The 18,784-nt window shown below is 67.8% G+C and carries 22 protein-coding genes; 6 read left to right on the top strand and 16 right to left on the bottom strand.

Annotated features, from left to right (window positions below):
• Positions 1-13: 13 nt before the first annotated feature.
• Positions 14-604, bottom strand: coding sequence for a hypothetical protein (locus tag F4X11_07795; protein ID MYN64915.1), 591 nt, complete (start codon positions 602-604; stop codon positions 14-16).
• A gap of 599 nt (positions 605-1,203) precedes the next feature.
• On the opposite strand from F4X11_07795, the gene F4X11_07790 reads away from it, so the two are divergent.
• On the top strand, positions 1,204-1,464 hold the full coding sequence (locus F4X11_07790; protein MYN64914.1) for a hypothetical protein: 261 nt from the start codon (positions 1,204-1,206) through the stop codon (positions 1,462-1,464).
• 277 nt (positions 1,465-1,741) lie between these two features.
• Here the strand turns inward: F4X11_07790 and F4X11_07785 are convergent, their stop codons facing one another.
• Positions 1,742-2,176, bottom strand: a complete 435-nt coding sequence (locus F4X11_07785; GenBank protein MYN64913.1) for a hypothetical protein — start codon at positions 2,174-2,176, stop codon at positions 1,742-1,744.
• Positions 2,177-3,154: 978 nt separating this feature from the next.
• Here F4X11_07785 and F4X11_07780 point away from each other — a divergent pair.
• The 3 genes from F4X11_07780 to F4X11_07770 all read left to right on the top strand — a co-directional run bounded on the left by F4X11_07780 (position 3,155) and on the right by F4X11_07770 (position 5,169).
• Positions 3,155-3,964, top strand: a complete 810-nt coding sequence (locus tag F4X11_07780) for a site-specific DNA-methyltransferase (protein MYN64912.1) — start codon at positions 3,155-3,157, stop codon at positions 3,962-3,964.
• Positions 3,961-4,758 (top strand): hypothetical protein, encoded by a 798-nt coding sequence (locus F4X11_07775; protein ID MYN64911.1) that lies wholly within the window; start codon positions 3,961-3,963, stop codon positions 4,756-4,758. The genes F4X11_07780 and F4X11_07775 overlap by 4 nt, the downstream gene beginning before the upstream one ends.
• A gap of 132 nt (positions 4,759-4,890) precedes the next feature.
• Positions 4,891-5,169, top strand: a complete 279-nt coding sequence (locus F4X11_07770) for a hypothetical protein (protein ID MYN64910.1) — start codon at positions 4,891-4,893, stop codon at positions 5,167-5,169.
• Positions 5,170-5,349: 180 nt separating this feature from the next.
• On the opposite strand, the gene F4X11_07765 is transcribed toward F4X11_07770, so the two are convergent.
• The 14 genes from F4X11_07765 to F4X11_07700 all read right to left on the bottom strand — a co-directional run bounded on the left by F4X11_07765 (position 5,350) and on the right by F4X11_07700 (position 17,395).
• Positions 5,350-7,716 (bottom strand): NACHT domain-containing protein, encoded by a 2,367-nt coding sequence (locus F4X11_07765; GenBank protein MYN64909.1) that lies wholly within the window; start codon positions 7,714-7,716, stop codon positions 5,350-5,352.
• A gap of 71 nt (positions 7,717-7,787) precedes the next feature.
• Positions 7,788-8,390 carry a hypothetical protein gene (locus F4X11_07760; GenBank protein MYN64908.1) on the bottom strand — a complete coding sequence of 201 codons (603 nt, stop codon included), beginning with the start codon at positions 8,388-8,390 and terminating at the stop codon, positions 7,788-7,790.
• A 519-nt stretch (positions 8,391-8,909) separates the two neighbouring features.
• Positions 8,910-9,899: a hypothetical protein gene (locus F4X11_07755; protein MYN64907.1), complete on the bottom strand. Its 990-nt coding sequence runs from the start codon at positions 9,897-9,899 to the stop codon at positions 8,910-8,912.
• Positions 9,883-11,118 (bottom strand): DUF4102 domain-containing protein, encoded by a 1,236-nt coding sequence (locus F4X11_07750; protein ID MYN64906.1) that lies wholly within the window; start codon positions 11,116-11,118, stop codon positions 9,883-9,885. Before F4X11_07750 ends, F4X11_07755 begins: the two co-directional genes overlap by 17 nt.
• Before the next feature lie 35 nt (positions 11,119-11,153).
• A complete protein-coding gene (locus F4X11_07745; protein ID MYN64905.1) occupies positions 11,154-13,049 on the bottom strand; it encodes a DUF87 domain-containing protein in 1,896 nt (631 codons plus the stop codon).
• Entirely contained in the window at positions 13,046-13,351 is a 306-nt protein-coding gene (locus F4X11_07740; GenBank protein MYN64904.1) for a hypothetical protein, read from the bottom strand. The genes F4X11_07745 and F4X11_07740 overlap by 4 nt, the downstream gene beginning before the upstream one ends.
• The gene (locus F4X11_07735) at positions 13,351-13,635 is read right to left on the bottom strand and encodes a TrbC/VirB2 family protein (protein ID MYN64903.1); all 285 of its coding nucleotides are present in this window, start codon (positions 13,633-13,635) and stop codon (positions 13,351-13,353) included. Before F4X11_07735 ends, F4X11_07740 begins: the two co-directional genes overlap by 1 nt.
• A gap of 14 nt (positions 13,636-13,649) precedes the next feature.
• A complete protein-coding gene (locus F4X11_07730) occupies positions 13,650-13,853 on the bottom strand; it encodes a hypothetical protein (GenBank protein ID MYN64902.1) in 204 nt (67 codons plus the stop codon).
• Positions 13,850-15,040 carry a hypothetical protein gene (locus tag F4X11_07725; GenBank protein MYN64901.1) on the bottom strand — a complete coding sequence of 397 codons (1,191 nt, stop codon included), beginning with the start codon at positions 15,038-15,040 and terminating at the stop codon, positions 13,850-13,852. Before F4X11_07725 ends, F4X11_07730 begins: the two co-directional genes overlap by 4 nt.
• Positions 15,037-15,768 (bottom strand): hypothetical protein, encoded by a 732-nt coding sequence (locus tag F4X11_07720; protein ID MYN64900.1) that lies wholly within the window; start codon positions 15,766-15,768, stop codon positions 15,037-15,039. Before F4X11_07720 ends, F4X11_07725 begins: the two co-directional genes overlap by 4 nt.
• On the bottom strand, positions 15,765-16,610 hold the full coding sequence (locus F4X11_07715) for a hypothetical protein (GenBank protein ID MYN64899.1): 846 nt from the start codon (positions 16,608-16,610) through the stop codon (positions 15,765-15,767). The genes F4X11_07720 and F4X11_07715 overlap by 4 nt, the downstream gene beginning before the upstream one ends.
• 67 nt (positions 16,611-16,677) lie before the next feature.
• Positions 16,678-16,902, bottom strand: a complete 225-nt coding sequence (locus tag F4X11_07710) for a hypothetical protein (protein MYN64898.1) — start codon at positions 16,900-16,902, stop codon at positions 16,678-16,680.
• A complete protein-coding gene (locus F4X11_07705; GenBank protein ID MYN64897.1) occupies positions 16,899-17,159 on the bottom strand; it encodes a helix-turn-helix domain-containing protein in 261 nt (86 codons plus the stop codon). The genes F4X11_07710 and F4X11_07705 overlap by 4 nt, the downstream gene beginning before the upstream one ends.
• The gene (locus F4X11_07700) at positions 17,156-17,395 is read right to left on the bottom strand and encodes a hypothetical protein (protein MYN64896.1); all 240 of its coding nucleotides are present in this window, start codon (positions 17,393-17,395) and stop codon (positions 17,156-17,158) included. Before F4X11_07700 ends, F4X11_07705 begins: the two co-directional genes overlap by 4 nt.
• Positions 17,396-17,480: 85 nt before the next feature.
• On the opposite strand from F4X11_07700, the gene F4X11_07695 reads away from it, so the two are divergent.
• Together F4X11_07695 and F4X11_07690 are read left to right on the top strand one after the other, a co-directional pair.
• Positions 17,481-18,194, top strand: a complete 714-nt coding sequence (locus F4X11_07695) for a LexA family transcriptional regulator (protein MYN64895.1) — start codon at positions 17,481-17,483, stop codon at positions 18,192-18,194.
• Between the two features lie 185 nt (positions 18,195-18,379).
• Positions 18,380-18,784, top strand: a complete 405-nt coding sequence (locus F4X11_07690; protein ID MYN64894.1) for a hypothetical protein — start codon at positions 18,380-18,382, stop codon at positions 18,782-18,784.

Raw genomic sequence — 18,784 nt, 5'->3', positions numbered from 1 at the left:
GCTCCCCCTTCCGTCACCCGAGCACCGCCGCCCGCTTGTGATCCAGTCCCGCCGCCAGGCGGACAATTGCGCCCTCCACCCCGTAGCGCGCCACCATCTCCGCGCGCCGCTGCGCCTCGCCCGCCGACGACGTATAGAGCCAGTAGCTCTCCGGATCGACCGCCAGGCGCAGCACGGCCGCCGTCGTGGGCCGCCGCAGGTACAGCTCCCGCTTGGGTTCCAGCTCGCGCACCGTCCGCAGCTCGTCGTCGCCGAGCTGGAAGGTGGCCTGCCCCGCCTCCGGGAAGTCCGGATTCGCCAGGAAGAGCCGCGTCGGCATCGACTCGAGGAGCGCCGCCGCGCCCGGCGTCTGCGTGATGTCCGTCACCGACTGGGTCGCCAGGATCAGCGCCGCGTTGCGCTTGCGCCACGTGCGCGCGGCCTCCGTGAGCCGGCCCAGCACCACCGGATCGCGCAGGTACCGCCACGCCTCGTCGACCACCATCAGCTTGAGGCGCGTCGCCTCGGCCGGCGATTCGATCTCGGTCCGCAGCCTCTCGAGCAGGTACAGAAGCGCCGCCTCGCACCAGTCCTCGTGCTCGACCGCGCCGGCCAGGTCGATCACCTGCCAGTCGGAGAGCGTCAGGTCCGCCTGCGGGGCCGGCGGGTTGTCGAACTGCCCTCTAGGCCCCGTAAAGTGCTGTAAAGTAAGGGTGTAACACGCTCTGCCGACGGCCCATCCCCTCGTTCCACCCCCCGTTCTCGAACCGCTCCCGGTCTCGCCTGCGGTCCACAGAACGCCACCTGTGGTCACATCGGCGCTCCGTGGTACGATGGGAGGTATTCGGCTTCGACGAACGGGAGGCCGGCCCGTGGCCGATTCGCGAATGTAGCCGTTCACCCTGGCAATCCGGATGCATTCTGTGATTGTGCGCGGGGGCGCCGGTCAGGAGTACCAATTTCCAACGCGCAGCGAGGTTGTGGATGTCATCAACCAGATGCGCGAAACGCGGTTTGAGGTTCGGCAGCTCGGATCAGCAGTGGCGCCGCCTTTTCAGGCGGGTGATTGAGGGTAGGCGGGCGATCCTCCACCACTGTGGATCGCCACCGTTGGGGTCGTTGCGCGTCCCCTGTCGTCGCGTATATGCCCCGGCGCTACGAGTGTATTTTGGGGATCGCGTCGCGCTGGACACGCTCCGTCAAGTCGTATAGGGTCGAAGCATTGTGCCCCTGTACGTCGTCGTCGTTCCGACTGAATATACAGAGCGGGTCGAGCGCCAGATCGATGCCTCGAATCGTGCTGAGATCGCGCCCGGTGCGTGGTTTACCTACAGCGATCACACCTCCGCTAAGGATTTCTCGGACTGGCTTGGCATGGATAAAGAAAACTCCGTTCGAGGCGCCGTGGTGACCGCCAACTACTACTCTGGATTCGGCGATAACGCGCTGGTAGAGAAGCTGGAAGCTCTGAAAGCTAAGCTGTAATGGGAGAGCGTCTTGATCCAGGTGGCCGGCGTTTCGCGACGCCACAGGAACCGATCCACCCGGACGGAAGCCTGTACTTTTCGGTCACGTGGCGCCAAATCCTAACAGTTCTGGCCACCATCGGAACGGTGGCTCTGACGGGCTATTGCGGGCTGGCCTCCGATATAGGACACCTTGATGGCAGGCTCGATGATGTTGTCGAGCGGCTGGCCGAAGTGGAGGGAATCGTCCGAGGCATGTTGAACGCGCCAACGGATTGACCTACGGCGGGCGTAAACTAGGTTTCATCGAACCGAACGCCCTCTGAAAACTCCGGGTGGTTCCACCCTTCCTGAAACTCGTCGTCCAGCGCCCGTTCCAGCCATCGCCCTTCGCGTGGCATGTGTTCTTCTCTAATGAACGTGCGGGTGAAGGAAGCTACCTTCAGTTCGAACTGAAACAGGATTTCGTTGTCTCTATGCCGGCACGGAGAGTCGTTAACTCCCGTTGCGAGCATCCCGGACCACTTGTTCTGGTAGTAGGTTCCTGTGTTGTAGACGTCCTCCACCACTGAAACCACCTGCGATTGTCCGCTCTCTCGCGCCGCTTCCGACGCCTCAATGAGCTTGCGGAACCACCAGTCGAAGTCGCTCCCGGTGGAGTCGTCATGCCCTTGTTTTTCGATCTTGAATCTGAACCGAAAGGTGCTTGTCGGCACCTGATCGACGGACATGAAGTCGGGATCACGCGATCCCTTGATTGTTGAAAGAAGGTCGTCTCCGATGACGACGTGAACGATTCTCTTGTAGCTTGATGAACCCATTATTCGACCCCGAGCGAGCCGCGCTCGATCCAGATCCACTGCGTGAGGGATGCGATGCAGCCGCGCTCGCGGTGGGTCGACTTGAGCATCAACCCAATCCAACCCACTCATCGTCATTGAGCACAGGTCCGCCTCGATCACTCGTCATGTCTGTTCCACGAATCTCGGCTCTCAGCCCATCGTGTTCTACGCGGACGAACGCGACGCCATCCCGTTCGCCTGCGGCCTCGACAATCCAGACCTCAATGAACCCCCTCTCGTCTCGACGTTCTACTGTCTGGCCTTCCTCCGGGTTGATTTCTAGCAGCCGCATCACCGTACCTCCCCGAGCGAGACGTGCTCGAACAGGATCAGTCGCTTGATGGATTCGACGTAGGCGACGGTGTGGAATCTTGACGGCGCGGGCAGTCTCGGCGCACACGTAGCCTTTGGGGGCATGACGCCCTCCTTGATAGGCCGTCGCCGATTAGCTTGGTGGGCAGTCCCGGCGCGGCGGTTCATCACAGCCCGGTTCATCCGGGCCGTTATGCTGTACAGCCTAGCTCGCGTCGGGGTTCAGGTCCAGTCCGGCTCAAGTCGAGCACCGAGCACTCATCACGTGTTCCGCATGCGGGCGCGTGCCGGCCCCGCTGGTAGGCCCAGCCGCGCGTGATGCTGCTCCCCGGTACGGCTGCTCGCGTGGTCCGTGGTAGCATGGGTTTGCATTCTGCGCCCGCCGTGACCGCGGCCGGCTGATGGTGCTGACCATGGACGATCGAGGCACTGAGTGCCGTGAGCACGCTCTTTTCGATCCAGCCCACTGAGGCGGCTACCCCGCAGGATCCAGAGGGCGACCACACCCCACCGTACGTCCGTCTCGATACGGAAACAGACGGTGAACTCCCTGCCCTGCCGGCCGCGACGCTCATTCGCGGAAGAGCCTCGGAAGCACTTGACTTGTTGCCCACCGAGAGCGTGCGGACCGTGATTACGTCGCCACCGTACTGGTCGCTACGTGACTACGACATCGGAGACCCGTTCGGCCGGGACGACACGCTGCGCGACTACGTAGCAAGCATCGTTGCCGACTTCCGCAAGCTCCGGCGCGTGCTAAGGGGCGACGGAACCGTATGGCTGAATATCGGCGATGCCTACACCTCGGGGAATCGCCGCTACCGGGCGCCGGACAGGAAGAATCGTGCGCGCGCGATGTCGGTCCGCCCGCAGACACCACACGGGCTCAAACCCAAGGATCTGATCGGACTGCCGTGGCGCGTGGCCTTCGCGCTGCAGGACGATGGCTGGTGGGTGCGGTCCGAGGTGATCTGGCACAAGCCGAATGCGCACCCCGAGTCGGTCGGCGACCGGCCAACCAAGGCGCACGAGACGGTCTTCTTGCTGTCGAGAGACCAGGACTATTACTACGATGTCACCGCGGTGCGCGGGGCTAACGACCGGCGGCTGAGAAGTGTATGGGACATTCCGACCCGCCCGCGCCGGCGCGGCCAGATTCCGGACGACGATCACCCCGCGCCAATGCCAATCAACCTAGCCCAGCGCTGCGTCACGCTTACGAGTGAACCGGGCGACGTCGTGCTCGATCCGTACGCCGGCTCGGGCACAACCCTGCTTGCGGCGGCGCAACTGCGACGACGGTGGGTCGGTATCGAGCTTAAGGCCGAGTTCGTTCGCCTGATCGAGCGGCGCATGAGCAGATGAACGATCGCGACACTCTCAAGGCGCGCATCGACACATTGTCGCCGATGGCCGTCCGGTTTGTGGCGCGGCTCGTTGACTCGCTGTCCGAAGCGCCGACGCCGCACACGGTAACGCCGACCTGGTTGACCAAGCATCCCGACTGGATCGAGTACTTCGGACTCGCGGTTTCGGCGCACCACGGCGCTACAACGGAGCCTCTCGTGCAAACGAGCTTCGAGACCGTGTTCCGCAACGCTTGTCAAGCCGTGGCCTGGCCCACTGACCCGCCCGGATCGGCGACGCGAAGATTCGTGGACATGACCGTCACACCTCCCGACGGAAAAACGCGACGGTTGTCGTTGAAGTCGACGGCCGCCAAGAACCTCCGCGAGCGCACCGCGCACATCTCGAAGCTAACAGAAGCCGCCTGGATTCAGGACGTAAGAAGCGCCAAGGCACGCCGCCAGCGCACGTTGGAGCTGTTCCGCGACTATCGTGGGGCGGTGGACGCGATCATCCTGCTTAGAGCATTCCGCGAACCGGCCCAGATGCCGAACCGCTACCAACTCGTCGAGATTCCATCCGACCTGTTCAAGTCTCTGGAGGACACTCCGGAGTCAGCATTCGCGGCCGACGGTCCGGTGATCAACTGCTCCTACCGGGGGCTTCCATCAGCGGGCCAAGTGGCGATCGACAGGTCAGACGCCAAGATCACCATCCGGCGCATCGAGCTCGCCGCCTGCACAATCCACGCGGAGTGGCGTTTGGTCCAATCCACCGCGGCATCGTCTGGTTCGCCGGCTCGGCCGGACTAGGGGGGGCAAGTGGATACTCGCTCCGGCGGCCCAGGGACCTGGATCGATGCGGGATCTACGCGGACGATGACGGCGGAACATGGACTAGACGCGGTGGATCGCAAGTAGCCCAAGAAGGGAGGAGGCTAGACGGTGGAGAGTATCGAGAAAGCGTTAGAGCAGTTGGAGGATGAGATCAGGGTTTATTTTGCCGATATGAATCCTGACGACGCGAGAAAGCTTACTACGATCACGGATATTTTCCTGCGGGGAGTTCGTGATTGCCTAGCAACTCCATGGAAAGATCCTGTGTACGGTGCTGCCGTGTCAGGCGAGTTCTTGAAGATGGCACGCGACCAGTTTGAAGGACTAAAGAGGCAGGTCGAGCAGTGCGGCGGGCCTAGTAACGTCGTGGTAGTGACACCTCGTTGAGAGGTGGAGGGGAGAAAGCGGATGGCGGTGGCGATCGCTCGTGTGGCGTAAGTTGCTTCATCTAAAAGAGTTACGTGCACTAGTGGCTAGTCTTACCCCACGTTGAGGCCCACGTCTATAGGCCGATGAAGGCCTTGGGCGACGCTGGCAGCACCTCAAGGTTGACAACCTGGAGCCGCCTCATGGGATGGGACTGCGACCGTCTCGTCGCGACACGGGGCGGCTACCGCTCCCCGCCAGCTCTTCCACCGCACGCCAGAACCCCTGGAGGCGTCTGTCCGCGTGCTCGCGATCCGCGAGTCCCGTCATGAGTTGTTCGGGCAGAAACCGGCGCCGCAGGAACTCTTTCAGCTTGCCGCTCGTGCTGCGGCGCTCCAATGCCACGAGCTCATGCTCGATCAGCAGTCGTTCGATGCCGGACCACTCCGGACGACCGAATATCGGCTTGAGCTTCGGATCCTGCTTGCAGATCGGATTCGCCCTATGGTACGCGTGCATCAGGCGTTCCAGCGTCTTGACGTGCTCTGGCGCCACCTGAGGGCGCGAGAGCGTAGGCTCGTTCCGCACCGGTGCGCCACACTGAACGAGCTTCTCAACGATTGCCTGCGGTGCGTACTCCGTCTCCAGCCGACCGCCTCGCCGTACGCGAATACCCATCACCTGTGCCGGATCCAGACCCTTGAGCTCCAGGCGCGTCGTCTCCGGCGCGACTTGTGGTTCAAGGAGCACTACGTCCTTGGCTTCGCACTCCACAAACCGCGTCGTCGAAAGGTCCGTCCGCCGCACTGCGAGATCGACAAACGCGCAGCGTCTCAGTGTCGTGTTCTTCAGGTGGCTGCCGGGAAAGACCATGGATCGGACCGTACACCCCTCGACCTCCCCGTCGGCATTGCCAGTATCGCCGTATGAGCGTAGCAGTGCCATCGCAAGCAAACCCGCGTTCTCGCGAACCTGCGTGGTTCGATGCCACTCGGTCACACCAGCCTGGGCGAGCCGATCCAGGAGCACCCGAAAATCTTCTAGAGCCCCCACAGATGATCCAGCGTTCAGTTGCATCGCGACCCGGTCGGCCACATCTTCCGGCAACGCGGATCGACTGAGAACGATTCGGATATCGCCCGCCGACACGAGTTGCTCCGCGATCGAGCCAGCAAGAAAGTAGAAGAAAAACAGGTCGTGCTCGAAGGCGATGCTGGTGCGCGACGACGCGCGGTTGTCGCCGTGGGCGAGAAAAGCGAGCGTGGGCATTCTGTCGGCAACTGCTTGTCGAGCTTTTCCCCCCCACCCCTCGGTCTCGCCGACGTACTTGGCAACGTCGCGAACCGAACCGGCGTCGAGCTCCCGCGTCTCTTGGTTCCACATCTCCAGGGCAAGCTCGGACATCAGGTACTCGAACTGCTTTGTCGAGAGCAAACTCCGCGACTGTTGGTCCAGCAATTTGTCGTTTAGTTCACGAGCCAGATACTCCTGCACCAAGGCTCGCAGTAGGTCCGTGCCTCCGGAGAAGTCTGGGTTCGCCCAAAGCAGATCCACCGTGCGGGTGAAGAACAACGGCTTCGATGCCAGCTCTTCGTTGCGGCCACCGAACGCGGCCTTCACGCGCTTTCGGAGTCCGACCGACTGATCCTCTGACAACCCTGTTGTTCCTGACCACCGCTGCAAGTAGTCTTCGCGATCCGCCTCCGACCATGCGAGCACGCGCACAGCTTCGTGCGACCAGCGCTGATCGCCAGTGACCGATCGACTACCAGCCCGCGACAGAAACTCTTCTTCGTAGTACACGGACCGTGCCGAGGTCAGCACTTGACCTTCGCCTTCCAGCTGTTCGAGGAAGCTCGCCAGTGAACTGAAGGCGTCGTCGTATCCGCTTACACCGAGAAGCTCGTCGAACCCGTCAATTGCCGGTACCAGCATGCCCAACCTGGTCAGTACGGCGACCGAATGGTAGGTGAGTCCGACCTTGAGATCCTGAAGCTCCGTCGCGAGGGCTTCGTTCAGACGAGACAGCGCGCGTCCCTGCGCATTGACGTACAGCAGTAGGCTCGACGCTCGCCCATGTAGGTAGTCGTCGGCACGACGCCGGACAAGCTCCTGTAGGACACGGGTCTTGCCTGCTCCGGCATCGCCAGTGATCATGATCACACGCGTCGCGTCCGGATTCCCGTCGTCTAGCAGTGTCGAGAGCCGTTCCAGAGCCGGCCCTGGTTCGGCATTCTCGACCTCGGAGTATTCGGCTCGAATCGGAACGAATATCTGTGGCTTCGCCGCCTGCCGCACCATCCGGGCAACATGCCGAAGGTCGGCCATGTCCGTACCCGCGATGAAGCCGTGGTAGGACAGGCGGTGTCCATCGGCGTCCACTCGGACGCCCTTGTCTCGAGAAACGGAGAAGACAGCGTCGCGGGCCACGCCGCGCATCGTCCACGTGGCGCGCAACGTCCGTCCAGAGCCGGTGACATCCACGGTTGCACCCGGATCTCCGAACGATGCGAGATCCCGCTCGATCCTGTCCTTCCAGTAGGCTGCGAAATGCGACATGTCAAACATCGTTCACCCTAAAGAGAAACTACGGTACCGCTGTTTCACGAATACAGGGTCCGGCGACGCCGGATGGAGAACTAGATTGGCCGAATGCGCAGCCCCCGTTCGATCAGGCCCCGCTCGTTCGGCCCCGCGCCGGCTCTCCGTGGCCTCATCCATACCGTCAGTCCAGGATTCGCGGTGTGGGCCGTTAAAGTGGCGGGAACCAGATCGTCATCGCCGGTGATGACACCAATGCGAGCGAACCCTGCGGCGGCAGCGAACATCGCATCGCATCCCAGCATTCCGTCGACCATTTTCTGGCGCAGTCGTCGCTTGTGGCTTGGTTGTGAAGCTTCGACTCGTACCGTGCCGCGCAGAATCACTTCAGGGAACTGGAGCATCGCCGTGGCGAGCGCGGGGCGGACGATCAAGCCGTGTCGCCTGCCCCGCAGTCGAGGCAGCGTCTGAAGGAACCAGAGGTGGTCGCGACTTGGGAGTCCGAACTCGTCTGTCCACCCGCCGTAGAAACGCACGTCCAGTTCACGGATGCCGGGGAATCCAGAACGGAAGGCGCGTGTCAGTGTGTCAATTAAATCGGTGGCATGCAACTCGAAGTCGGCAAGCGACTTGCGGCGGAATCCGCGCAAGTTGTCGTAGTCGATGAGGGCCAGACCCGGCGTCGTCTTGTCGAAGGTCATGACCCAACTGGATGCTTGAGGCATCGTCCTCGATGTCTCCTCTGGGAGCCCGCGCAGAGCGGCGCTTCGCCGCTAGCTGGTTTGCGGACAGCAGGCGATGGTCGGTGAATCGCATGGCTGGCTCCCGGCGCACATCCTCCATGGCTCCGGCGACCAGTTGGCAGTCCCACGTGAACACCGTAAGCACGGCCGCTCACCAGTTTGTCGCAACCTCGGACAGTATACCGTGCGGTGATCCGGTGCCGACCGCTATCGGCCGACGCCGCAGACAGTTACCCTTCCGGGACGGATGATTCAAGAGGGGAGCGACCCGGCCCGGCGAGTGTGACGGAGGAACACCTGCCGGGGCCGAAAACCTTGGAGTTTTCGGCGGGTCGCTCCCCTACCCGCCCCCTGCCATATTGAGTGGCACTATTGGGGGGGCGGGCTGGTGGATCGCGTTGAGAGCAAGGGACTTGCGGGTGGAAGGGGTGTGACAGGCGGTGTGATTCCGGGCGTAAATTGGGCGCTCCGTCCTACTTACACCTCCGGCGCGGCACTTCGGGTGTAATCTCGGGCGGCTTGGCCGGCGTACCGGGCGGGCAACAGGTCAGACGGCACCCGCGTCGAGCGCCACGTCCGGCCTGTCGTGATCGCGGCTGTGGATCGGCGGCTTCCGGCGCAGGCGGCGTCGAGGATGCGCGTGCGCTGCAGCGCGGGGTTCAGGCCGCCGTACTCCTCAAGGGCGGCCGAGTCGCCCGTCGCGATCGCATTCTTGATCGCGGCCATCTCCACCGCCGCGTCCTCGCGGGCCATCGTCACGGACTCCGGAGGCGTCGAGGCCCACTTGTCGAGCACCCGTCCGGCCGCCGCCAGACGTTCCGGGTCACGGCCGACGACGATCACCTCGACGGCGCGGCCGGCCGCGGCGAGCCCTGCCCATAGCGCGGCGTGCTGCGAGCCCCATGTCCGGACCGCGCTCGGCGTTTCGTCCTCGGCCTGGGCATAGACGAACGTCGCCCTCCAGCCGTCGAGCCCGACCGGCATCTTGTGGGGGAAGTACCGATACTGCATGCCGACCGCTCCCTGGTAGAGCCTGCGGGGCAGCACATCCCCCGCGATCCCCGCGCCGGTCAGTGCCTTGACCTTCTCGGCCTCCGTCGGAAGCCACGACGTGCGCGGACGTTCGAGTAGGTAGTCGAGCGACAGCAGCCGCCGCAGCAACACCTCTGGAGCGGCGGGCCGGCGGTGTCGGATGTGCTCGACCCCGAGCACCCGGTACAGCCGCCTCGAGGCGATGCGACAGAGCCGGAGCCGGGAGCCGTTCCACGGCTGCTCGACCGCGTACTTGCGACAGCGCCGAATGAAGCGGTGCGCGAGCGCGGGATTGGTCCGGCCGATGAAGGCGAGGTACTGGGAGCGGAGGAACACGCCGCCGTGAAGGCAGACGAGGGCCAGCCACTCGGCTTCGCGCCGGGTCCACCCGTGCGCCACCAGCGCCGCCGCGCGATCCTCAAGATGGGCGATCATCGGCGGGCGCTCCCGCGCCGCCGCCGACGTAGGCGGACCAGTCATCCATCAACCGCCGGCGGCGCTCGAACAGGTCGGAGCGGGCGTAGGCCGCCTCGGTCCGGTTGCCCACGGCGTGAGCCAGCGCCGCCTCGACGACCTCGCGCGGGTGGTCCGTCTCCTCGGCGGCCCAATCCCGAAAGGACGACCGAAAGCCGTGTGGTACGGCCGCGATTCCGTGGTTCTGTAGGAGTTTGGGCAACCTCATCTGAGAAATCGGCTTCCCGCCCTGGCCCGGAAACACAAGGGGGTCGCCAGCGTTGAGCGTCCGCGCCGCGTCGAGAATCTCCATTGCCCGCCCGGACAACGGAACGCGGTGCTCGCGTGTCGCCTTCATCCGCGTCGGGGGAATCGTCCACAGGCGATCCGTCAGGTCGATCTCGGTCCACAGCGCTCCGCGCACCTCGCCCGACCGGGCCGCGGTCAGCACGAGAAACTCGAACGCCAGCTTGACCGGGGCCGTCGCAGCGGTCGCGCGCACCATGGTGATGGCTGCGGCGACTTCGGCATGCGGCAGCGCCCGCATGTGCTGCACGAGGTCACGCTGCGGACCGAGGGCCGGCCCGATGCGATCGCACGGGTTGTCGTTCCGGTACTCCATCGCGACGGCCCACTCCATCACGGTGCCGATGCGCTGGCGTACGCGGCGCGCCGTCGCCGGCCGGACGTGCCAGACTGGCCGCAACGCCTCGACCAGGTCGGCGCTGGACACCTCGGAAACCGGAATCTTGCCGAGGCGCGGGAATGCGAACCGCCGCAGACCCGAGATCCAGTTCTGGATGTGCTTCTGGTTGCGCCAGCCCGGCTGCATCTGGTTCCAGACGCGTTCGGCGGCGTCGGCGAACGTGGGCATCGACCGCGCGCGGCGCTTCTCCGCCAACGGATCGCCCCCGGCGCGGGCGAGCCGGCGGTTGGCGAGGGCTTGGGCGCGAGCCTCCTTGAGTGGGACGAGCGGGAAGCCGCCGAGCCCAAGCTCGCGTCGGCGTCCGCGGATGGCGAGCCGTTGGACCCAGCTCCGCGTGCCGGTGGGCTTCACCTCGAGGTACAACCCGTTCCCGTCGCAGTACCGGCCGACCTGGGCGACGTTGCGGACGAAGGCAGTCGAGAGGGCCTGCTTGGGGTGCCGGCCCCGGGGTTTACGTCCGCGCGGTGTGGCCTGGAGTGTCACTCGCCTACCCATCTCTCCCCTCATTTAGTGGCGGATCAAAGAGCATGCTACAGGGCTTCGTCGACCCCGTCAAGGGTCCGTATCGAGTAATAAATTATTACTACACATATACTTACGTAACTCGACTTGGACCGATCCAGGATAGGGATTAGCGGATTGTCGAACCACTTGCCCCAGGCGCCCGAGCCGTGCCAGCGCGACAGCGCCGGCCACATCGGGGCCGGCAGCGACCGCACCAGGTTGCCCAGCGACCGCCGGACCGGAGCCAGCGCGTACAGGTCCTCGATGCGCGCCCGCACCTCGGAGAGGTCGCCGCTCGACTCCTCCCACCCGCCGATCCGCAGCAGCCGCAGCACCCACGCCGAGAGGAACTGCACCGTCCGTTCCATCGGCTCCAGCCCGAACGGGCGCAGCGGTATCGCGTCCTTCTCGGGAGACACCTCCAGGTAGCCGCCCCCGAGGAACTGCGTCAGGGCGCGGTAGCTGCCGCCCAGGTCTAGGATCAGGACCCGCGGGTCGTACTGGAGGGCCTGGACGAGGAGGAAGTTGAGGGTGAAGCTCTTCCCCGCGCCGGTCGCCCCGAGCATCAGCGTGTGCCCGACGTCGCGGCCCCCGAACAGGTCGTAGTGATAGGGCGTGCCGGCCGGCGTCTCGAAGACGGTCAGCGCGGGCGCATCGAGGTGGGTGCAGCGCCGCTCGCCCCGCGGCGGGCCGAAGAGCGGCGCCACGCACGCCGCCACCCCCGCCGAGACGAACACGCGCCGCGGCTGCTTCGAGGCCGGCTGCCCCGGCAGCCGCCCGAACCAGACGGCGAGCTGCCCGTAGGACTCTCGCGCCGCCTTCGCGTCCAGGCCGCCGAACACGCGCTGGATGTCCGCGCCCCACTGCTCCAGCTGCCCGGCGGAGCCGCGCAACGCCACCGACAGCGCCACGTCGCCGTACGAGACCCCCTCGGTCTCCAGCTCGACCAGGGCCGCGCCGGCCCGGTTCGCCTCGATGCTCGCCGCGGCGTCCTCGAGCGCCGCCGCCGTCCCCTCCTTCTCCTGCATGTGCGCGGCCATCGAGTAGCGCTTCGAGAAGTAGTGCCGCTGGGCGGAGCGCAGCTTCCTCCGCGCCGCCTCCCGGGACCACGGCCGCCACTCGACGACCGCCGTCATCGGGGCCGGCAGGGCATACAGCTCGGCCAGCGCGTTCGCCGTCACCGCCGCCGGCGGGGCCACGCACGACCAGATCCCGAACTGCCTGCCGCCGACGTGCAGCGCCTGCCGGTCCGCGGCCACGTCCTCGCCGGCGAGCCGCCAGTTGACGCCCGCGTCCGTCCGCATGCCGGCCGTCCAGCTCCCCAGGCCGCCGTTGACCAGCCGGTAGAGCACGGCCGCCGCCTTCTCAGCGGTCAGGATCTCGATGGGAGTCGCGTCGACGACCCGCGCCGCCGAGGCCGCGACCACCGCCGCCTCCGTCTTGACCGCCCGCGCGATGTCCGCGGCCAGGAAGGCCGACTCGTGCGGCGCGCGGCGGCGCCGCAGCCACTCGGCGGCCAGGCTTCGCCACCACGCGCTCCCGCGAGAGGCGGCCGACTGGCGCAGCCGCGGGTCGAAGCTCCACACGACGTGCGTCTCGACGTCCTGCACGCGGCCCTCGAGGAACGCCTGCCGCTTGCGCTGGGCGAGCGCGGCGATGTCCGAGGACGGCGGGCGCTCGTCGAACGCCGCCGGCCGCCGCTCCACGATCCACGACACCCGCATCTCGGGCGGCAGCCCGGAGAGCATCCGCTGCCAGCGCCCCGCCACCTCGTCGAGGTCCTCCGCCCTCCGGCCGTCGACGACGACGGGCGTCAGCGCGCCCACCGTCAGCAGCTCGCCGGCGCGCGTCAGCAGCGTGCGCTCGTCGACCCAGCCCCAGTACGGCAGCTCGTGGGCCAGCGGCCCGGCGTCGCCCGTCACCCCTCGCTCCTCTCGATCACGACGTACGGCGAGCGGTCCTCCAGCAGCCCCGAGTCGTAGCGGCTGCGGTACCGGATCGCGGCCCGGACCACGCCGACCAGGTCCTGGTCGCGCCGCCACGCGAGCCAGCCGGCCGCGTACAGCACCCCGAACACCAGCCCGCCCGCCGACAGGCTGTTGACCGCGTTCCAGATGGCGGCGGCCAGCGTCGCCGCCAGCAGGAAGAACCGCCGCTCGACCCCCAGGACCGTGAGCGGCTGGCTCAGGATCGTGTAGCCCTTCCACTGCCTTCGCCCGCGCATCAGAACAGCCAGGCGATGAAGTTGGCCGCGCCCAGCGCCATGCCGAGGCCGAAGATGATCCCGGCCAGCGCCTGCTTGCTGCCGCCTTCCTGGAACGCGAACATCAGTCCCCCGACCACGATCGCCACCAGGGCCAGACCCCGCGCGATCGGCCCCGTGAACGCCTGCTGCAGGTTGTTGACCGCCTGAACCCAGGGCGACGTGCCCTGCGCGAACAGCGCCCGTTCACCTGCGGCGGCCAGCGCCGCCACCAGCCCGCTCCACACCCACCATCGCTTCCGCATCGAACTCCTCCTCCTCACCACGCGCGGCACACCGCCGCGACGTACCAGACCGCCGCCGCAATCGCCCCGAACGCGATTCCGGCCGCCAGCCCGGCGTCGGCCCCCTCCGGGTCGCGAGGCAGCAGCACCAGCACGGCGCCGCCGAGCCCCGCCGCGCACAGGCCGGCCACCCACACCGCCGCCCGGCCGCACTCCGCCGCGTCCATCTCCCCGCTCACGAGTACTCCCCCGCCTCGTCGCGGGCGAGCGCCTCGGCCAGTTCCCGCTCCTGCCCGTCGCCCCGCCGGATCGCCCGCTCGACGACGTCCACCTTCCGCCCCACCGCGCCGAGGCCGGCCACGCGCGCCGCCGCGTAGACCCCGGTACCGAACGCCGCGAGCGCCATGGCGCCGTACGCGGCGGCATACAGGCCGTAGTCGACGGCGACCACCCGCCAGAACGGGTGCAGATACACCGTCTCGACCCACAGCCCCCAGACGCCCAGCGCCCCGGCCGACGCCGTCAGTCCCACGCCCACCTTCCACGGCCTCACAGCTCGATCACCTCGGGCTCTTGCCGCAGGGGGAAGCCGCCCCGGCGGCCGTCGCTCCCGCCGCCCAGCGCGCGGCGGATCGCCCTCGAGGCCCGCGCCGTCAGCGCGCAGAGCACGAACCCCGCCCGCGCCTTCGCGCGGATCGAGCGGCCGCGGTAGTGCTCCGAGGCCACCTCGACGTTGCAGCGCCCGGTCCGGCCCGCGGCGTCGACGTACTCGACCTGCGCGTCGGGCACGAGCACCTGGCCCTCCTCGACCGGCAGCCCCAGCGCCGCCGCGGCGCGGCAGCGCTCCAGCTCGGCCGCCCGGCGTCCCGCCTTTCGGGCGCGCCCGCTCGGCCCGCGCCGCCAGCATCCCCTTCAGCTCCGCGTCGATGCGGACGCGAACGACGCGCCCGCCCGCCGACTCGATCCGCGCCTGCACGGCGCCCGCCGCCCGGTACACGGCCACGTCGTGCCCGAGCTCCGACGGCTTGACCGCACCCGAGAACGTGCGCTGGTCCGGCCGCCCGGCCTCGCGCCACAGCGCCGCCGCCCGGGCCGCCCCGGCCGGCGTCGCCACGACGACCGTGAACTCCCCGCCCAGCGGGCCGCGGGCCTTCCGCCGCCGCACCCAGCGGCGCCGCTCGGCCACGCCGATGCCGCGGCGCGCCGAGAACGGGTGCCCGTCGAACTGCCGCTCGACCAGGTCCCGGTAGGCCACCGCCCGGAAGGCGCCCACGTCCCGCACCACGCCGTCGACCCGCGCCTCCTGCGTCCGCCGCTCCCGACGGCCGTCGTACTCGCGGCGGTGCCCGCTGCGCTCGCGCCGCCCCGGCCGCGCCTCGCGCCACACGTCCCGTCCGGGCGTCCTCTCCGGCCTCCGGCCCGTCACCTCGCCCGCTCCATCACCGGCGCAGCGCGTTCTCCGGAAACCGGGTCGCGCTGGGCCTGCCGCCACGCGGCGCGGCCCGCCAGCCGCCAGTCGCGGCCCTCCAGCTCGATCACGCGGCAACGGCCGGCGATGCGGCTCGACAGCCGGTCGTCCCCCATGAACGCGCCCACCTCGCTCGGCGTCTTGTTCGACGTCCAGATCGTCCGGCGGCCCCCATCGTGCCGCGCCTCGTAGAGCATCAGGAGCGTCCGCCGGGTGTAGTCCGTCGCCGCGTCCCGCTCCGCCCCCAAGTCGTCGAGCACCAGCAGCCGCGCCGCCGTCAACCGGTTGAACTCCCCGGCCGTCTCCGCGGCCGTACCGTGCGGCTGTAGCCGGTAGAGCAGCATCGGCACCCGCTCGAACGCGACCGACCGCTCGCCGGCTTTCCACGCCTCGTTGACCACCGTGCAGGCCAGCCGCGTCTTGCCCGTACCGACCGAACCGCACAGGAACAGGTCCGGCCCCTCGGCGCCGGCCCGCGCGAAGGCTTGCGCCTCGTCCAGCGCGTGCCGGTTCTCCGCCGTCTTGCGCCACGTCGACCACCGCGCGTCCCGGAACTCCCGCGGCACCGAGGGCGGCGCGGCGTGCGCCGCCGTCCAGCAGCCGCAGCGCTGCAGACGGGTCACGCCTTCGACCTCGACCGACTCCCAACCCGGAGTCCGCTCGCACCGCCCGCACCCCACGCTCATCCCTGCTTCGCCCGCTTGATGCCCGCGTCGTACGCCTCGCGCCGCTCGGTCGACCGCGCACCGCCGCCGCCGCGCAGCGACGCCTTCGCCTGCCGTCGCCGCCCCTCTCCCCCCGCACCCCCCTCTCCTGTTGGCCGTAAGCCGTTAGCCGTTTCGTACGCGCGCGCGCGAGACGGAAGTTCTGCGGAAGTAGTGCGGGAGTGGTTCGGAACAACTTCCGAAGTGGTGCCGAAGTCCTGCGGAAGCGGATCCGGCCCCGTTTCACGGAGCCCTGGCGACGGTGCGGCGTTGCGCCCGCTGTTCTCCGGTACCGCAGCCGCGGCGCTTCCGGAGTTGTCCGGAAGCGCTTCCGCACTTCTGCGGAACAACTTCCGAAGTTGTGCGGAAGCAGTGCCGAAGTTCTGCGGAAGCGCCGGCACGCGGGCGCCGCCCGGATGCACCGACCACAGGTGGTGCGTCCTCGCGCTGATCTCGGCCGACTCGGGCAGCGGGTGCAGCGTCCGCGCCGGGAACCGCACCCGCTGGAAGTCCTGCCAGTTCCACTGGTACAGGCAGCGCGCGCCCTGGTGTTCGAACGCCGCCACGAGGCCGGCCTCGACGAGCCGCTCGACGCACCTCGCGATCTCCTCCGCCGGGCGCGTGCCCAAGGCGTCGTGCGCCGCCTGGAACGCCACCGCGTCGGCGCGCATCACCCCGAAGTCGTCCGCCGCCAGCACGTAGGTCGTCCAAACCCGGTACTCCAGGTCCGTCAGCCTCGCGACCTTCGCCGAGTGACCGAGCCGCGCGTGCAGGAGCCGGTCGGCGGGCATCGCTACCTCGCCTTCGCTTCGCCGTCCCGCCATGCGCCCCCGTTCCGCGGAGCCGTTCCCTTCCGGGCGGTCCCCGCCGGACCCTCCTCGATTCCCCTCATCAGCACACCCGCTCCGGATCGCAGACGCCGCAGCGCGCCCACTCCGGCCTCGGCCCGACCACGCGCACGGTCGCGTCCGGCCGCGCCTGCCAGTACTCGGCCACGGCCTGCCAGCACCACGGACAGACGACCACGGGATCACCCGCTTCCGGATCCGCAACGCGCCATCCGGCGCCGTCCGGCCCGTCGGTCGCCCGTCGGCTGCGTTCTGCGGCCGTGCTCATGCCGTCCGCCTCCCGCGACCCCGCACGGCACCGCCCGATCCGCCGACCGCGATCCACTCCAGCAGCGCTGCCTTGCTCCACCGGGGCCGCTTGTCGATCCCCGGCAGCGGCGCGACCGGGAACACCTGCGCGCGCAGCCGGCGCTTGATGGTCGAGGGCGAGCAGCGCAGCAGCTTCGCCACGTCGTCGAGGAACAGCACCTCCGGCAGGGGCTCGGTCCCACCGGCGTCGTCGGCACGGTCGTCCCGGGCACTCATGCCGCGTCTCCCAGCACCCGGGCCCGCGCCTCGGCAGCCGCCGCCTCCGCCCGCTCCAGCCGGTCGAGAGCCGCCCCGGCCTCCGCCTCGAACCCCGACGGCGCCTTCCGGTGGCCGTTGAGGATGAGGTTCAGCTTCGTCTGGCTGACGCCCAGCATGGCGGCCAGGGTGTGCTGCGGCAGCTTCAGCCCGGCGAGCCGGCTTCGGATCTGTCGCGTCATCGGCTTCGGTGTCATGGGCGTAATCCTCATTGGCGGGTTGCGAGCATAGAGTAAGCATTGTTTACGTGTCAACGGGGTAATTTTCTGTTATTCTGTAAGGGTGACCACGGTCGGAAAGCGCCTCCTGAAGGCCCGGAAACTGCGGGGTTTCTCACAGCTGCAGCTCGCCGCGGGCACCAGCAACACCCGCCCGCTTATCTCGATGGTCGAGCACGGCCGCGCGAACCTGTCGGTGGCCAACCTGACGTCCGCAGCTAAGGCCCTCGGCGTCTCGGTGGACTTCCTCTGCGGATTGACAACCGATCCGACCCCGGCCCGTCAGCTCGCGAAGGAGCTGGCAGACTCCACGACGCGGGTCCGCGACCTCGAGGAGCAGCAGGCGTACGTCGCGTCGGAAGACGACGGCGACTACGTGGGCGTCTCGGAGCTGGCCGGGGCCGCGGGCGGAGGCGCCGTCGTCGACCACGAGCGAATCACAGGCCGTATCAAGTTCCGGCGGGAGTGGCTCGCCCGCCACGGTCTCGCCGCTAGTGAGTGCCGCGTCATCCAGATCCTCGGCGAGTCGATGGAGCCAACTCTCGTCGATGGTTGCTCCATCCTGGTGCATCAGGTGGGTCAGCGCCGGAGGGTGGGCCGCATCTTCGTCGTGCGGACCGACGACGGGCTCGTCGTCAAGCGCGCCGGCAAGGATCGGGCCGGCGCTTGGCAGCTCGTCAGCGACAACCCGAACAAGAAGACCTGGCCGACGGTGCCGTGGCCCGACGACGCGCCGGTGATCGGCGAGGTCAAGTGGGCCGCGCGAACTTTCGTGTGAGGAGTGATTGGATGGGTTTGACTACCAGCAACACCACCGCCGCACAGGAGATGCCCAGCACGAGTCAACGTGCTACAAGGCGCGATGCGGAGGGGCGACGACGATCGCCTAGGGCCGATGGCCACTCCTCGCAGTCGCGTAGCCGTAACCGCGTCGCCCCCGGGATCTACAAGGATCGCTGGGGCTTGGCCGCAACCGTTAAGGTTAATGGTGTCCAACGCGAGCTCCGCTTCGCGCCCGGAACTCCACTCAAGACCATCCGAGCCCGGCGCGACGAACTGCGGGCGAGCCTGCGAACATTGCCTCGCGCCGCGCGCGACACCCTCGCTGCCGATGCCAAGCGCTATCTCGACCAAGTGACCGGCAACCTGATCGGTAGCGCCGAGCGGCGTCGCGACGTCGAGGTGTGGCTGCCCAAGTTCGGTCACCTGCCCACGCTCATGCTCGTGGAGCACCTCGCGGCGCTCAACGCCCAGCTCCACGACTGGCGCCGCGCCCGCCCCGCGGCGACCAGCACACACCCCCCCCAAACCCCACAGCAAATTGTACGCACCCAATACCCGCGCCCCCCGGCCCAACACAGAGAATAA

Source organism: Acidobacteriota bacterium (assembly GCA_009861545.1).
Taxonomy (GTDB): Bacteria; Acidobacteriota; Vicinamibacteria; order Vicinamibacterales; family UBA8438; genus WTFV01.
This window is presented reverse-complemented; position numbering and strand designations above follow the sequence as displayed.

Excerpts from the sequence above, each read along its gene's own strand:
- F4X11_07715 (MYN64899.1), bottom strand. The coding sequence starts at position 16,610 with ATGGCGGGACGGCGAAGCGAAGGCGAGGTAGCGATGCCCGCCGACCGG.
- F4X11_07765 (MYN64909.1), bottom strand. The coding sequence starts at position 7,716 with ATGTTTGACATGTCGCATTTCGCAGCCTACTGGAAGGACAGGATCGAG.
- F4X11_07755 (MYN64907.1), bottom strand. The coding sequence starts at position 9,899 with ATGATCGCCCATCTTGAGGATCGCGCGGCGGCGCTGGTGGCGCACGGG.
- F4X11_07700 (MYN64896.1), bottom strand. The coding sequence starts at position 17,395 with ATGACACCGAAGCCGATGACGCGACAGATCCGAAGCCGGCTCGCCGGG.
- F4X11_07710 (MYN64898.1), bottom strand. The coding sequence starts at position 16,902 with ATGAGCACGGCCGCAGAACGCAGCCGACGGGCGACCGACGGGCCGGAC.
- F4X11_07705 (MYN64897.1), bottom strand. The coding sequence starts at position 17,159 with ATGAGTGCCCGGGACGACCGTGCCGACGACGCCGGTGGGACCGAGCCC.
- F4X11_07740 (MYN64904.1), bottom strand. The coding sequence starts at position 13,351 with ATGCGCGGGCGAAGGCAGTGGAAGGGCTACACGATCCTGAGCCAGCCG.
- F4X11_07720 (MYN64900.1), bottom strand. The coding sequence starts at position 15,768 with ATGAGCGTGGGGTGCGGGCGGTGCGAGCGGACTCCGGGTTGGGAGTCG.
- F4X11_07750 (MYN64906.1), bottom strand. The coding sequence starts at position 11,118 with ATGGGTAGGCGAGTGACACTCCAGGCCACACCGCGCGGACGTAAACCC.
- F4X11_07735 (MYN64903.1), bottom strand. The coding sequence starts at position 13,635 with ATGCGGAAGCGATGGTGGGTGTGGAGCGGGCTGGTGGCGGCGCTGGCC.
- F4X11_07775 (MYN64911.1), top strand. The coding sequence starts at position 3,961 with ATGAACGATCGCGACACTCTCAAGGCGCGCATCGACACATTGTCGCCG.
- F4X11_07760 (MYN64908.1), bottom strand. The coding sequence starts at position 8,390 with ATGACCTTCGACAAGACGACGCCGGGTCTGGCCCTCATCGACTACGAC.
- F4X11_07785 (MYN64913.1), bottom strand. The coding sequence starts at position 2,176 with ATGTCCGTCGATCAGGTGCCGACAAGCACCTTTCGGTTCAGATTCAAG.